Below are 15,573 nucleotides of genomic sequence, written 5' to 3' on the forward strand. Positions count from 1 at the left end.
AACGGAGGTCAGCCTCCGCTTGGGTGCTTCCCGGTTCAGTATCGTTGGATAAATTTACCGACGCTGACGTTCTTTAGGATCCTCAGTTGCTTCTCGCTGCTTGATTCCTTGACCTCATAACTTAACCAGTTGATTCCCGGCTCACCGGGCATCAAAGAATAGAGAGTGCTCTTTTGCTCAACAGAGGCCTGATACGTTTCAATTATGGTTGGTCGCATCGCATAGCTTAAGAAATTGCGCTCCGCCTCTTCTATATTTTCGTAGAGCACGACTCCAAAACGATAATTAGAAGGATCGTGATGCGAGCCACAGAATTTAGCCATACCGTCCTTCAAGAAATGCTTCAATAGATGCTCATCTAAAACCGGAGTATCACCGCATGGAAAGCCCGCGTGAAACTGATCATTTACAATAACTAACGGATATACCATGACAGCATCTAAATTCTCGCTCAGTCTCGGATAGTAGTCCCGACAAAAATCAGCTAGATGCTTACGAACGTGCGCGGCCTTCCTTTCGGCCTGCTCGACCTTTGTGAAAATCCCTCCGTCTTCGTAGAGCGCATTGTGATAGTCAAGCGGTGTGATTGGTGTGCGACGACTGCGAAGCTCTGCAACCACTAGAGTGTTACCAAAACTGAATGTCAGATCAATTTCTTCTCGCGCTTGCTCTCCATCGTACTTCAGCATTAGAGAACCAGTCCAGCTCAAGTTAGAGCGCATGATTTCATTTGCGGACCTGCACTCCTCCATTACACTCTCTAAGTGCTTCTCAAAATGCTTGCCTCTCAAATGTGACTTGGGGTCAACAAGCCTAATCCAAGTATCTACATTTCTGCGCAGGTTTGCACTAAGCAATGCAGATACCGAAAACGTAACCTCCCCACCCACTTTAAGGATAGGCTTCGTCCAAAGATCATCCTGCCTTTCCTTAGCTTCAAACGTCATAAAGCCAATAATCGCCCCGATACTCTGCTCTGACATCTCAGTCACAATTGACAGTGCAACAACAAGGCCTTCACGATCAAACCACGTGCAATGTTGGAGCAACTGGCCCCAGCTATCTGGATTTTCTTCAGTAGAAGCCTGGACACTCTGCCGAGCTAGCACCGCTAAATGAAACCATACTACAAGCACATCACGTACAGAATAACCTTGACCCTCAACGTTTTTAGAACACTGAATTTTTGCCAGCTCGAAAAGATGAGGTTCAAGGACAAAATAAGGCTCCGCCCATTTATATTTAATAAAGCGGTCCGCGTCATCTCCAAGGTCTTCGGCTGTGACTATAGAAACTCCCGACAAACCATCGGATTTCAACAACTTTTTTGGATAATTCAAACCAAGCCAAAGCAGCAGGTTATGTGCAGCACCTTGTGTTTCTAGCGCCATTGCCGCGTGATGATGCTCCCTACGGTAATCACAAATAGCCTTCATTTTTCCTATGTCATTCAACTGTGACATAAGAATTCTGTTACGCTGCAAGTCATAAGCAAATATCGCGTCCCCGTAAAGCAATTGCTGCCACATTACCACCCCATTGTGATACAGCTGGGAACAACGAAATTCATTCACCATGAAGTCTAGTTTTGGCAAGCCTGAAGATGGCTCCGCATCGCCATGTACTGATACATCCAAATCCTTGCGCTCGTGCAGGACCTCATAGATAGGGGAACATAAACTATCCAGCCTGAACATATTCAATTGGTTTGCGTTAACCTCGACCCCACTCAGTGTAAGATCAGTTCTGTAATCCAAGAACTTTTCCATTGTTGGCACAGCTTCGGGCGGAAGATCACGCATTTGTTTCTTAGCCAACAGCGCAAATGAAAAATTTGCACCTGCTAAGTGCGCATGCAATAGTTCCTTGCCAGATATACTGTCGCCAGAATGTAATTTATAATAATCTCGCGTTGCACGCACTCTGGAGAAATGCGTTGCTAGCCACCCAGCTCCTTCACACAACGATTTATCAATAGGATTACCGTTGCTGTGCTTTTTGTAAGCGTCAAGCCATTGCTCCGTATTGAATGGCTTCCGCTCAGTCGGATGAGTAAGTTTTTTATTCCGTGCTAGAGATACAACTGGACTTATAGACTGCTTCACTTTGGCACCAAGTTAGCTAGAACAAACGAGTCATGAAGTTTACGCGTACACCATGACACTCTCCCTGTAAAACCAACTAACAATCTTTACTACAAGCCAGCCCCCTCTCGCCATCGCCCGTCAGTGAGATCCACAGTACCGAGGCGACTGCTTATGAACTAGCACCAGGACGATTTGCTCACCTGGGAACGATCAAATCTGCGATGGTGAAAAGCGTACTGCCCACCACGTCCAATCGTGTGGTCTGCGGGATCTACCGCCCAGATCACTATGATGAAAATGCACGCCGGATGAAATCACGCTCGGTGCTCTGGTCCTGGACTTTCTTGGCTCCTCACCGCTTCACTTCGAAATTTCAAAGATGGAAAAGCGGTTCTTCGTTATGGACGACGGACGCAGCAACACCGAGGGAGTTGGGGTCATCGTAAACGGATCTTGGGGTGAGGCTATCAATTCCAACGGCATCGATGAAGCTTACAATCCGACCTCCCTGGATGAGGTCCGGGTCCTGATGCAGATAGCTGTCGAGGAGCGTCTGTCGCGGCTCGGCTTCAACAGCAATCGTCGCTAGCCCTTCCTCCCGGGCAGCTGGAAGCTATTTCTAGCTGCTTGGCGACTCTATTCCCGCTGCGCTCACTGCTGACACCACCATCCAGCAACCCAGCAACTCATAATCCTTTGGTCCACAGTTCGAGCCCGTGTGGACCACCACCTTCAAAGCCGCGCACTGCGCGGCTTTTTGTGCTTATCGTTCTGAGCCGTATCTCAAACCCGCACCACCCAGCCACTTTCCCTGAACCTTTCCCATCTCTATCCAGTCGGCTCTAGAACCGTCGCGTTTCGCGGCGCCGGCACAGGATGCGTGTTATGCGAGACCGCACCAGCAGGATCGCCACTTCACCACTGCACGTCGAACAGCTCTGGCAGCGTTACCAGCGTGTACGCGCCGCCAGTGAGCGGCTTTGCGAGCCGCTGGAGGCCGAGGATCATGTGATCCAGAGCATGCCGGACGTGAGCCCGCCGAAGTGGCATCTGGCCCATGTCACCTGGTTCTTCGAGGCCTTCGTGCTGCAGCCGTTCCTGCCGGGCTATCGCCCGCTGGACGAGCGCTACGACCATCTTTTCAACTCCTACTACAAGACCCACGGCACGCCCTTCGAGCGGGCGCGGCGGGGGTTGTTGTCGCGGCCGACGGTGAGCGAGGTGTATGCCTATCGCAGCCATGTCGATCTGGCCATGGAGCAGCTGTTCGGCCAGCGCGGTGCTGAGTTGCCCGACGAGGTGTTGCAGCGCATCGAGCTGGGGCTGGAGCACGAGCAGCAGCATCAGGAGCTGCTGTTGATGGATATCAAGCACATCCTGGCGCAGAACCCGCTGCGGCCGGTTTATCGCCATGACCTCAAACCGGGCGGCGCGGCAGCCAGCGAACTGCGCTGGATCGAGTTTCCCGCCGGGCTGCGCCAGGTCGGTTTTAGCGGCGAGGGCTTTGCCTTCGATTGCGAGCGGCCGCAGCACCGGGTGTTTGCCGAGGCCTTTCAGCTGGCCAATCGACCGGTGAGCAATGGCGAGTATCTGGAGTTCATCCGCGATGGCGGTTACCGCAGCACGGCGCTGTGGCTGGCGGACGGTTGGGACCACATCCAGCGCGCTGGCTGGCAGGCACCGCTGTACTGGCAGCGCGAGGGTGACGACTGGCTGGAGCTGACCCTCGGCGGGCCCCGGGATCTGGATCTGGCTGCGCCAGTCTGCCACCTCAGCTACTTCGAGGCCGAGGCCTTCGCCACCTGGGCCCAGGCGCGATTGCCGCGCGAGGAAGAATGGGAAATCGCCGCCCAGGACGAGCCTGTGTGGGGCAACTTCGTCGAGAACGATCACCTGCAGCCGGTAGCGGCGGGGGCCGTTGATGGCCTGCAGCAGCTGTATGGTGATGTGTGGGAATGGACCGCCAGCGCCTACCGGCCGTACCCCGGCTTTCGTCCATTGGGCGGCAGCCTGGGCGAGTACAACGGCAAGTTCATGTCCGGGCAGATGGTATTGCGCGGCGGCAGCTGCGCCACGCCGGAAGACCACGTGCGCCCCACCTATCGCAACTTCTTCTACCCCACCATGCGCTGGCAGTTTTCCGGCCTGCGTCTGGCCAAGGAGCTCTGAGCATGGCACTGGCAATCCGTACCCACGAACAACCCCAGAACCTCGAACAGCAGGCGCTGCGTGACGAGGCCCTGCGCGGCTTCGCGGCCAGCCCGAAGGCGATGTCGCCGAAGTTCTTCTACGATCACCGCGGCTCGCAACTGTTCGAGTTGATCTGCCAGCAGCCGGAGTACTACCCGACGCGCACCGAGGAAACCATCCTGCGCCTGGCGGCGGACGCCATCGCCGAACTGGCCGGGCGCAACGCCAGCCTGGTGGAACTGGGCAGTGGCGCCAGCCGCAAGATTCGCCTGCTGCTCGAAGCCCTGCGCCCGGCGCGTTACCTGGGCATCGATATCTCCCGCGAATTCCTGGATATCTGCACGCGGCGTTTGGCCGCCGACTACCGCTGGCTGGACGTGCACGCGCTGTGCGCCGATTTCAGCCAGCCGTTGAAACTGCCCGCCGAGGCTTTGGGGCAACGGCCATTGGCGTTCTTTCCGGGGTCGAGCATCGGCAATTTCGACCCGATCGAGGCGCGCGCCTTTCTGCGTAATCTGCACCAGGCGCTGCCGGCCGGCAGTGGCTTGCTGATCGGCGTGGATCTGGTCAAGGACCGCCAGGTGCTGGAGCGCGCCTACAACGACGCGGCCGGGGTCACCGCGCTGTTCAACCTCAACCTGCTCGAGCGCATCCGCACCGAACTGGACAGCGACATCGACCCGCAGCGCTTCGAGCACCGGGCGTTCTACAACGAGCAGGCCTCGCGCATCGAGATGCACCTGGTCAGCCGCGAGAAGCAGCGGGTGCGTATCGAAGACCGCGTGTTCGACTTCGCTGCCGGCGAAACCCTGCACACGGAGAATTCCTACAAGTACACACCCGGCACCTTCCGGGCGTTGGCAAGCGAGTGCGACTTCGCCTCGGTGGCCATGTGGCGCGACCCCGCCCAGCTGTTCAGCGTGCATTTTCTGCGGCGCGAGTGAGGGCGCGCGGTCAATAACCCCGCAGCAAATCTTGGTAACAATTGCAGTGCGATGGTGTCTGTAGCATCGGCGTGGCAGACCTGAACCTCTTCAGGCGCCGCGCCGATTGCACACCCCTCGAAAAGGATGCCAGCTTTGCAACGTTTGATAACCCTCGTCACCCTGTCTGCCCTGATCTCCGCCTGTGGGCAAAGCGCGCCGTCGGAGTCGGAAATTTCCAAAACGCTGGCCGACAGTATTTCCCGCAAAGGTTGCGCCACCTCGACGCTGTTCAAGAGCTTCCCGATTCCGCCCGACATGGCCAGCAAGAACGGCGCGATCACCCGGCCGTTCGAAGACATCGGCTTCATCGCCCAGAGCGCCGATGGCTACCAGCTGACGGACAAGGGCCAGGCCGAATACGACGCCGAGCGCTCCGGGTTCTGCTACACGGACAGCTACCAGCTAAGCGATATCAAGGTCATCGACGAAGAGGCCGAGAGCGATCTGCCGCCGGCCCTTTCTGGCGCCTGGACCGTGAGCTTCACCGTGGCCCCGGCCAACGTCGATGAGTGGGTGAAGAACCCGCAGATCATTCAGGCGGCCAGCCGTGCCTCGCTGGAGAAGATCACCGAGCCACAATCCTTCAACGTGCGGGTGGCCAGGGAAAAGGGTAAGGACGAACTGATCGTCGCTGACCCGACGTTCAGCTTCAGCCCTGGCATCCATTTCAATATGGGCTGGTAACGCGGCAATCTGGCGAACCACTCATGGGGTTCGCCAGGTTTCACTGGGGGCGAAGGCATCCTTTTGTGCTTTCGGCGCGCGCTCGTTGCGAGCGATCCGTCGCCTCATCGCTTCAGTCTGTGAACCAGTGCTGGCACGCGCGGTTGGATGACCTTAGTCTGAGCCCATGAACGACACTTCCCCCATCCTCGAACGCCCGCCACAAGAGCGCATCATCGTGGCCGATGATCATCCGGTGTTCCGTGAGGGGCTGAGCCGCATCGCGCAGCGGGTGTTCCCCCACGCCTGCATCCTCGAAGCCGGCGATATGGACGAGGTGCTGGCCCTGGCCGTTGCCGGCGCACCGCCGAGCCTGTTCATGCTCGACCTGCTGTTCCCCGGGCAGTCGCCGGAGGCCATCGGCGCGTTGCGCCAGCGCTTCACGCGCAGCTCCATCGTGATCGTGTCGATGGTCGACAACCGCGAGTTGATCGACGAGGTGATGGCGGCCGGTGCCGATGGCTTTATCGGCAAGGCGACGCCGCCCGACGAGATCGCCGAGGCGCTGCAGGCGGTGCGTGACGGTGATTTCGTGCTGACCCTGGGGCCGGCTGGGGTGCCGGCCTTCGCCGAGGCGCGGCACCTGCTGGAGCAGCTCACTCCACGGCAGCAGGACGTGCTGCGCCTGCTGGTGCGCGGCCTGGCCAACAAGGAAATCGCCCGCGAGCTGGATATCTCGCCCTTTACCGTGCGTATCCATGTGTCGGCACTGATGCGCACGCTGGATGTGGGCAGCCGTGCGGCTGCAGCGGCCATGGGTGCCAAGGCCGGGCTGCGCTAGGCTCTCTACGGAAAGTGCCTGCGCTCTGTGATGCTGCGTTGAAATGTCTCTCAGAATGCTCATTTACAACACGTAAACTGCGCTTCTTCGAGCCATTTCGCCTTGCCTGACCTTAGCTCGGCAACTTTTCGTACGGAGCCTAGGCGTCCTAGGCCGCCTGGGCCTTGAGCTTCAGCGCCACCAGCAGCGAGCGCAGTTCGGCCGGCTGTACGGGTTTGGACAGAATCGGTATCTGGTCGTCACCCACCGCTTCCTGCACGCGGCGCACATCGTGGCCGGTCATGATGATGGCCGGCACCTGGCGGGCGGCGAGGGCGCGCACGTGGGCGATGCAGTCGGCGCCGGAGGCTTCCAGGCCGAGGTCGAAGTCGGTCACCACCAGGTCGATATCCGCCGCCACGTCGGGCAGCGAGGTGTAGGTGTCGACCACACAGCCCCATTTCTTCAGCAAGGTGGCGGTGGCCAGCAGCACGTTGTGGTCATCCTCGATCAGGCAGATGCGCAGGCCGTTGAGCATGCTCGGCGCCTGCGGCTTGGACGCTTGCGCTGTCGCCTGCTGAACCGGCGCGCTGGCCAGCTGCAGGCCGTCGATGGCCGCCAGGGTGCCTTTGCCTTCCACCGAGCGGATGCGCACTTGCAGGTCCATCAGTTTGCCCAGGCGGCGCACGATGGTGAGCCCCAGGCCCATGCCTTCCACGTCGCTGTCGCGGGTCTGCCTCACGCGGTAGAACTCCTCGAAGATGTTTTCCAGATGCGCCTCGGCGATGCCGCGGCCCTTGTCGTACAGCTCGATGGAGAGCGCCGTGCCGCGCCGCCGGCAACCGATCAGCACCGGCTGACCGGGCGCGTACTTGAGGGCGTTGGTGAGCAGGTTCTGCAGCATGGTGGTCAGCAGGCTCTGGTCGGCATGCACGTACACGTCCGGGCAGTGCAGACGGATCTCCACGCCGGCCCAGCGCGCCGCCTCGGTGTTTTGCTGGATCAGCTGGCGTAGCAGGCCTCTTAGCGGCAGCGGCTCCATATGGGCGACCACCTTGCCGCTGTCCAGCGAGTACATGTCCAGAATCGTACGGAACAGCCGGGCGACACTGTTCAGGGACTTGTCGATGTTCTCCACCAGGCGGTGCTGCTCGCCATCTAGGCTGCTGTCGCGCAGGCAGGCGGTGAACAGGCTGATGGAGTGGATGGGCTGGCGCAGGTCGTGGCTGGCCTGGGCGAGGAACTGCGACTTGGCGCGGTTGGCGGCCTGCTCGGCTTCGGCGGCCAGGCGCGAGCGCTTGAGCAGGGCGTTCATGTAGGCCGGCACCATCAGGGTGGTGAGTAGCAGGGTGATGATCAGGTAGGGCTGCGACTGCCAGTAGGCCGAGACGCTGGCGATGATCGCCAGCGACAGGGTGGCGAGAATGGTCGCCAGCAGTAGGTAGCTGGAGCCGTAGCGCAGGCCATAGCCCACGGTCACCCAGATCAGAATCGCGTAGATCGGCAGCATCGGCTCGCCGCCAAAGGCGATGGCCACGGTGATGCAGGCGTAGTCGTTGAGCATGGTCAGCACGCGGCGAACCGGGTAGTGTCCTGGGCGCCGGCGGATGTCGATCCATAGGGCCAGGGAGGCGGTCATGAACAGCGCCCCGAGCACCATGATCGAGCCGGCCAGGACGTTGTCGATGGCCGAGCGCAGGTGCATCAGCAGGGTATAGCCGAGCGCGATGGGGGCGATGATCAGGCGCACCACGGCCTGGGCGCGTTCGACGTCGTAGGTGGGCGAGGCGCTGGCCAGCATGACGGTTCCCTGTGTGCTAATGCGGATATCCGGCCACCTTAGGCCGCGGCGGTGTGGGTGTGCAAGGCGCGAGCCAGGGAGCAAAGTGCCTCTAGCACACCTGTGCTATTTCGGTGTGCCAACCCGCTTCCTAGAATCCCGCCATCGCTTCGGCACGGGCCGGAGCCCAGTGACCGAGGGATTCTAGATGAACATCAACGGAACGATTGGAGCTCTGCTCGTCGTGCCAATGCTGGCGACGCTCGCCGGCTGCCTGCCACAGAACACGCAAAGCCAGGGCCTGCACAGCTCCCAGGTGGCCAACGGCGCCGCGCCGTGCACGCCGAGCACGTCGGACAGCCTGATCGCCTCGGGGCGTAGCCTGCTGAGCATCGCCAACTCGGTGCTGGAAACCCAGCAGAGCCTGCAAGGCACCTCCACCACCTATGCCCAGCGCGTCGACGCCGCCGAGAAGGCCCAGCGCGTCAACCAGGGCAACAACGTGCTCAACAACGTCGAGAGCATGACCGCTGGCCTGGGTGCCGGGTCGCCGTGCACGGCGGCGGCTGCACCGGCTGCAGCATCGCGTTGATGGAAGCGGCCTAGCTGCGCAACCCCGTTGGAAAGACCCGCCGAAAAAACCGCGCCGTTGCGCGGTTTTTTCGTTGTGGCCGCCATTCGCCCCGGGTCGTGGCTCCTGCGCAATGGTGGGGTGGCCGCTTTTTTGTGGGAGCGCCGCCTGCGGCGCGAAGCGATGGTTGGCACGTAGCGGTATTGCGGCGTGGCCAGCATTCGCCTCCGGGCGGGGGGCTACGCGGGAGTGGGCTTGTCGCCAGCACATTTTCCCGCAGGCATAAAAAAGCCCGGCATCAGCCGGGCTCTCTATCGCAGCGCTGGCGCTTACTTGCCGTAAACCGGCAGTTTGGCGCAGATGGCCTTGACCTTCTCGCGCACGGCGTCGATCACCGCGTCATTGTTCAGGTCGGCGAGGATGTCGCAGATCCAGCCAGCCAGCTCGCGGCACTCGGTTTCCTTGAAGCCGCGGGTGGTGACGGCCGGGGTACCGAAGCGCAGGCCCGAGGTCACGAACGGCGAACGCGGGTCGTTAGGCACCGAGTTCTTGTTGACGGTGATGTAGGCCTTGCTCAGCGCGGCGTCGGCGTCCTTACCGGAGATGTCCTGCTTGATCAGCGAGAGCAGGAACAGGTGGTTCTGGGTGCCGCCGGACACCACGTCGAAGCCGCGCTCGATGAACACTTCGGCCATCGCCTGGGCGTTCTTCACCACCTGCTGCTGGTAAGCCTTGAACTCAGGCTGCAGCGCTTCCTTGAAGCAGATCGCCTTGGCGGCGATGACGTGCTCCAGCGGACCGCCCTGGGCACCCGGGAAGACCGCGGAGTTGAGCTTCTTCTCGATCTCTTCGTTCTTCTTCGCCAGGATCAGGCCGCCGCGCGGGCCGCGCAGGGTCTTGTGGGTGGTGGTGGTGACCACGTCGGCGAACGGCACCGGGTTCGGGTACACACCAGCGGCAACCAGGCCCGCAACATGCGCCATATCAACAAAGAGATAGGCACCTACCTTGTCGGCGATGGCGCGGAAGCGTGCGAAGTCCAGCACCTGGGAGTAGGCCGAGAAACCGGCAACGATCATCTTCGGCTTGTGCTCGACGGCCAGGCGCTCGATTTCGTCGTAGTCGATCAGGCCGTTGCCGTCGATGCCGTACTGCACGGCGTTGTACAGCTTGCCGGAGGAGGAAACGCTGGCACCGTGGGTCAGGTGGCCGCCGTGGGCCAGGCTCATGCCCAGGATGGTGTCACCGGCGCTGAGCAGGGCCAGGTACACCGCCGCGTTGGCTTGCGAGCCAGCGTGCGGCTGGACGTTGGCGTAGTCGGCGCCGAACAGCTGCTTGGCGCGGTCGATGGCCAGTTGCTCGACCACGTCGACGTGCTCGCAACCACCGTAGTAACGCTTGCCCGGGTAGCCCTCGGCGTACTTGTTGGTCAGCACACTGCCCTGGGCTTCCATCACCGCTGGGCTGGTGTAGTTTTCCGAGGCGATCAGCTCGATGTGCTCTTCCTGGCGCAGAGCTTCTTGCTGCATGGCGTCGAAGAGCTCGGCGTCGTACTTGGCAATGGTCAAATCACGGCTGAACATGGCAATCCCCTGAAAGTCAGCTGGGCGGAGTAAAGAGGGGGCGGATTCTACCGCATCCAGGCTGGCCAGGCATATGAGGCGTGGTCATGAGCGGGACAAGTGGCGCTCACGCTGCGCCTGTTCACGATCTTTCGGCTCGACTTCAGCGCTTTGATTGCAAAGTGGCGGGAGCGGTCGGTGAACGGAGTATTTGTAGGAGGGGCTTCAGCCCCGAGCTCTTTGTTTGCCTTGAAAAAACGCGCGGGGCTTACCCCCCTCCTACGGGTTACGCGAACGGCCGCTTCTGCCTAGTAGCAGCCTCTGTAATGTCGCCTAAAAAGATCGTGAGCAGGTTCTCGACGCCGCTTGCCGTGCCGTCACTCGAGCATGAACAGGCTGCGCCCGCAGAACTGCGCCTCGAAGCGGTGGGCGGGCATGGGCCGGCCCAGCAGGTAGCCCTGCACCTCGTCGCAGTCGTAGGTGCGCAGGAAATCGAGCTGTTCCTGGGTTTCCACGCCCTCGGCGATCACCGACATGTTCAGGCTGTGGGCCATGGCGATGATGGCGCGGGCGATTTGCCCGTCCTGCTCGCCGTGGGGCAGGCCGTCGACGAAGCTGCGGTCGATCTTCAGTACGTCGATGGGGAATTGCTTGAGGTAATTGAGCGACGAGTACCCAGTGCCGAAATCGTCGATGGCGATGCATACCCCGAGGTTCTTCAGGTCGGTGAGGGTCTGCAGCGCGGCGCCAACGTCCTGCATGAGGATGCTTTCGGTCAGCTCCAGCTCCAGGCACGCGGCGGGAATACGGCTCTCGACGAGGATGCGTTCGATGCGCTGGCGCAGGTCACCGTCGCTGAACTGGCGCGCCGAGAGATTCACCGACACCTTGGGCACGCGGATCTTGTTGTGGTGCCAGATGTTCAGCTGACGGCACGCCTCGGTCAGCACCCAGTCGCCGACCTGTACCACCAGGCCGAGTTCTTCGAGCACCGGGATGAACGCACTGGGCGACACCAGGCCGCGCTTGGGGTGCTGCCAGCGCAGCAGCGCCTCGACTCCGGTCAGGCGCTTGCCGTTGCCGGAAAACTGCGGCTGGTAGTGAAGCAGGAATTCGCCCTGTTCCAGGGCGTGGCGCAGGTCGCCTTCGAGCTCCAGACGTTCCAGGGCGCTGGCGTTCATGGCCGCCTGATAGAACTGGAAGTTGTTCTTGCCGCGCTCCTTGGCGTGGTACATGGCGGTGTCGGCGTTCTTCATCAGCTGGCTCGGCTCGTTGCCGTCCTGCGGGCCGAGGGCGATGCCGATACTGGCGGTGACGAAGAACTCGCGGCCTTCGAGCACGAAGGCCTGGGCCAGGCTGTCGAGAATCTGTTCGGCGACGTGGATGGCGCGGTGCAGGGCCGCATCGCGGCTGGCGCTGGAGCGCAGCAGCAGGGTGAATTCGTCGCCGCCCATGCGCGCCACGGTGTCGTCCTCGCCGACGCAGGCGGCCAGGCGTACGGCCACGTCCTTGAGCATGCGGTCGCCGGCGGCGTGGCCGAGGGAATCGTTGATCGGCTTGAAGCGGTCCAGATCGAGGAACATCAGCACCACCCACTCGCGGTGCCGTTCGGCGTGCTGCAGAGCGGTGTGCAGACGATCCTGGAACAGCGTGCGGTTGGGCAACTGGGTCAGGGCGTCGTAGTAGGCCAGGCGATGGATGCGCTGTTCGCTGGCCTTGCGCTCGCTGATGTCGCTGAAGAAGCACACGTAGCTGACCAGGTCGCCTTCCTCGTCATGGACAGCGGTGATGCCGACCCACGCCGGGAAGTTCTCGCCATCGCGGCGTTTGAGCCAGATTTCGCCCTCCCAGGTGCCGCGCTGGCGCAGCTGGGTAAGCACGTAATGCAGGTGGGTGCTCTGCTGACTGTCGGCCGTGAGCATGCCCGGTAACTGGTCGAGCACCTGCTCGGCGTTGTAGCCGCTGACCCGGCTGAAGGCGTTGTTGACCTGCACGATGTAGCCCGCCGGGTCGGTGACCAGAATCGCCGCCGTAGAGTGCTCGAAGACCGTCGCGGCCATGCGCAGGTCTTTCTCGGCACGGCGTTGTTGGGCCACGTCGCGGCCCACGCCGAGCAGGCCTTCGAACTTGCCGTTGTCGTCCCACATTGGCACCAGGCGCAGCTCCATGGGAATCTTGCGGCCGTCGGCACGCAGGAAGTCGACGATGAACAGTTGCGGTGTGAGGGTCTGGCGCAGCTCGTGCATTTGCTGATGCACGCCAAGGGCGCTGCGGATGCGCCCGAGCAGCGCGTAGACCGCGCCGAGTTGCTGCGGGTTGGTAGCCAGGCTGCCGAAACCATGGGCCTGCACCCAGGCGGGCGGGTAGCCCAGCACGGTCTGCACCGAGGGGCTGACGTAATCGAGGTTCAGCTGGCTGTCGGTGGAGAAAATCACATCGCTGATGCTTTCGGCGAGCATGCGGTAACGGTGCTCGTTCTCGCGCAGCGATTCGTTGCGGGCGATCTGCCCGGTAATATCGCGGGCCACGCTGATCAGGCGGCTGACCCAGCCATTGGCATCACGGGCCAGGGCTTGCTCGCTGATGCTGAACCAGCGCCAGGAGCCGTCTCGGTGGCGTACGCGGGCCTGGGACTCGAGCGGTACGCCGTTGGCAAGCACGCGTTGCATATTGCGCGCACGTTCGAGTTGCTCATGATCATCGGGATGGATGACCTGTTTCCACCACTGGTCGATCTGGTTGCTCAGCCTGCCGTCTTCGTAGCCCAGGCGGCTGGCGATGTCGTGGTTGCTGAACAGAATCGTCTGTGTGGTCAGGTCGGTGACATACAGGGTGTCCGGTACCGCACGCACCACCTCGGCCCAGAAGCGCTCGCGCTCGACCAGCGACAGCTCCATGCGTTTGCGGCTGCTGATGTCGCTGATGCTCAGGGCGACGGCGTGCAGATCTTCGGGGCTTTCCGGCAGGCGCATCACCAGCCACAGGTGGCGGGTGATGCCGTTGTCGCCTTCGATATGGCTTTCCAGTTCCAGATGGCCGCCACCGTCGAGCAGGGCGGCGCTGAGCTGAGCGCGGAAGCCCTGGGCGCGCACCGAACCGCGGTTGATCAGCTGCTCCCACGCCTGCTCGGTGTTGCTGACGCCAAGCAGGCGCAGGGCGATCTGGTTGGTCTCGGTAAAGCGCATGTGCTGCAGCAGCTCGCCATGGCGCTGCGGGTTGGCCTCCAGCCAGGGTGTCAGGTCGGCGCCGCTCTTCAGGCCCTGGTCACGCAGGTAATGGTAGAGACCGGCCAGATCCAGCACGCATAGCGCGGTGCCGGTGCCATCGAAGATGTCCTGATAGCGGCGACGGGTTTCCTGCAGCACGCGGGTCGCCTGCTGCTGCTCGGTGACGTCGCGCAGCACCCATACGAAGCCCAGCAGGCGCGACGCGTCGCGCAGGTCGCTGCGGGTGACGGTGAACAGCCGGCTCTGGTTGTGCAGGCGGATTTCCACCAGGTCGGGGCCTTCGTCATTGCGAAAGGCGGTGGCGTGCAGCAGCAGCGGATTGAGGCTCGGCAGCAGTTCGAACAGGTGCCACTGGCCGGCGTCCGGGGCGCTTACGCCGAACATGGTTTCGGCCTGGGGGTTGAGGTAGGTCAGCCGGCCGGTGACGTCGGTGACCAGCACCCGCTCCTCAATGGCGCCCAGAGCGCTGGCAGCCTGGTGCAGGGAGCGCCGTGAGGCGGCGTTGAGCGCGTGCAGCTGGCCCTGTTCACGCACCAGGCGATAGAGGGCGAACAGGGTGAGCAGGCTGCACAGGCTGAACAGCAGGATCTTGCCGGCCATTTCCGGCAGCACCTGGGCCTGTGCCTTGTTCTCGTCGTACATGGCACGCAATTGCCAGTCGGAGCCTGGCAGGTCCTGCAGCACGATGGTTTGCGCCTGGTTGGCCGCGGTGATCGGTGGGAAGCTGCGTTCGGGGCTCATGGCACTGCGTGAGTCGGCGATCACGCGTTGGTTGGTAATGTCTTCCAACTGCCAGGAAACATCCTGCTGAGGGGTGTGGGGCAGCCAGTTGCCCAGAGCGCCGGCATGCAGCCGCACCACCCAGTAGCCATCGGCCTCGCGCAGCATCAGATCGAGGTGGCCGCCGTCGATGGGGTCGAAGATGTAGTAGTAGCGGTGCTGGCCGAGGCGCGCGATCAGCTCGGCCAGCAGCGCCTGTTCGGCCGGCGGCATGGGGCTGCCGGGGCGCGGTTGGCCGCTGGCATCCAGATGTGCGAGGCGCTGCAGGGTGGGAAACACCACGCGCAGGTTGTCCAGGTAGCGCTGTTGCTGTTCAAAGGAATCGGCTGGCCCGCGGGTGGCCTGCAGTACGGCGGAGCCGGCATTGGCCATCGACGCCATGTTCAGGCTCAGCTGCTTGGCCAGTTGTTCGCTGACCGCTAGGCTGAGGGCGCGCTGGTTGTCCTTGAGCTGACGAAATTCGAATTGCAGCTGCCAGAACAGCAGTACCAGCAGGCCGAGCACCAGCACCACCAGGGCGCCTTTGAGGGAGCGACGCATGGGCGTGATCGTGGTATCGCGTTGAGGGCGAATGGTTTCGGCAGCTGACACGTGATGACGTCCTGCAACGGCGAGGTCGGGTAAGCAGGTTATGCGCTAATAAAGGTTAAACAGGGACGTCCGCTTCCCAAGTCGGCTAGCATGCCATAAATGTGGCTAAGTGCCAGCCAAAGCGACGAATGTCCTGCATTGGAGGCTCTTCCTAGTCGCGTGCAGATCGCCGAAAATACCCGGTCATCGCTGTACTGTAGTCTGTGCCGGTCATTGCCGTGCATGCCGTTGCGCGTTGCAGCTCGACGCCCCAGCCAGTGCGGCATTTATCCGTTTGCGTGAGGCGGCGTCTTGGCATAGGGTGCGCGCCATCGTC

10 protein-coding genes are annotated in these 15,573 nt (G+C 61.6%); 6 read left to right on the forward strand and 4 right to left on the reverse strand.

Annotated elements, in window-relative coordinates; translation table 11 throughout:
• Window positions 1-35: 35 nt before the first annotated feature.
• Window positions 36-2,105: a hypothetical protein gene (locus PVA39_RS04255; RefSeq protein ID WP_274122971.1), complete on the reverse strand. Its 2,070-nt coding sequence runs from the start codon at window positions 2,103-2,105 to the stop codon at window positions 36-38.
• Window positions 2,106-2,487: 382 nt separating this feature from the next.
• Between PVA39_RS04255 and PVA39_RS04260 the strand changes: the two genes are divergently transcribed.
• From PVA39_RS04260 to PVA39_RS04280, 5 genes are all read left to right on the forward strand, one after another.
• Window positions 2,488-2,676, forward strand: a complete 189-nt coding sequence (locus tag PVA39_RS04260; protein ID WP_274122972.1) for a hypothetical protein — start codon at window positions 2,488-2,490, stop codon at window positions 2,674-2,676.
• Between the two features lie 296 nt (window positions 2,677-2,972).
• Window positions 2,973-4,256 (forward strand): ergothioneine biosynthesis protein EgtB, encoded by a 1,284-nt coding sequence (gene egtB / locus PVA39_RS04265; RefSeq protein ID WP_274122973.1) that lies wholly within the window; start codon window positions 2,973-2,975, stop codon window positions 4,254-4,256.
• Window positions 4,257-4,258: 2 nt separating this feature from the next.
• A complete protein-coding gene (egtD, locus tag PVA39_RS04270; RefSeq protein WP_274122974.1) occupies window positions 4,259-5,221 on the forward strand; it encodes an L-histidine N(alpha)-methyltransferase in 963 nt (320 codons plus the stop codon).
• Between the two features lie 126 nt (window positions 5,222-5,347).
• The gene (locus PVA39_RS04275) at window positions 5,348-5,947 is read left to right on the forward strand and encodes an acyltransferase (protein ID WP_274122975.1); all 600 of its coding nucleotides are present in this window, start codon (window positions 5,348-5,350) and stop codon (window positions 5,945-5,947) included.
• A 166-nt stretch (window positions 5,948-6,113) separates the two neighbouring features.
• The gene (locus PVA39_RS04280; protein ID WP_274122976.1) at window positions 6,114-6,767 is read left to right on the forward strand and encodes a LuxR C-terminal-related transcriptional regulator; all 654 of its coding nucleotides are present in this window, start codon (window positions 6,114-6,116) and stop codon (window positions 6,765-6,767) included.
• 148 nt (window positions 6,768-6,915) lie between these two features.
• On the opposite strand, the gene PVA39_RS04285 is transcribed toward PVA39_RS04280, so the two are convergent.
• Window positions 6,916-8,547, reverse strand: coding sequence for a hybrid sensor histidine kinase/response regulator (locus PVA39_RS04285; RefSeq protein ID WP_274122977.1), 1,632 nt, complete (start codon window positions 8,545-8,547; stop codon window positions 6,916-6,918).
• Between the two features lie 187 nt (window positions 8,548-8,734).
• Between PVA39_RS04285 and PVA39_RS04290 the strand changes: the two genes are divergently transcribed.
• Window positions 8,735-9,118, forward strand: a complete 384-nt coding sequence (locus PVA39_RS04290) for a hypothetical protein (protein WP_093499829.1) — start codon at window positions 8,735-8,737, stop codon at window positions 9,116-9,118.
• Window positions 9,119-9,426: 308 nt separating this feature from the next.
• On the opposite strand, the gene glyA is transcribed toward PVA39_RS04290, so the two are convergent.
• Window positions 9,427-10,680 carry a serine hydroxymethyltransferase gene (gene glyA / locus PVA39_RS04295; protein WP_274122978.1) on the reverse strand — a complete coding sequence of 418 codons (1,254 nt, stop codon included), beginning with the start codon at window positions 10,678-10,680 and terminating at the stop codon, window positions 9,427-9,429.
• A gap of 356 nt (window positions 10,681-11,036) precedes the next feature.
• Window positions 11,037-15,206 carry a sensor domain-containing protein gene (locus PVA39_RS04300; RefSeq protein WP_274122979.1) on the reverse strand — a complete coding sequence of 1,390 codons (4,170 nt, stop codon included), beginning with the start codon at window positions 15,204-15,206 and terminating at the stop codon, window positions 11,037-11,039.
• Window positions 15,207-15,573: the final 367 nt, after the last annotated feature.

Source organism: Pseudomonas sp. CNPSo 3701 (assembly GCF_028674975.1).
GTDB classification, from domain to species: domain Bacteria; phylum Pseudomonadota; class Gammaproteobacteria; order Pseudomonadales; family Pseudomonadaceae; genus Aquipseudomonas; species Aquipseudomonas straminea.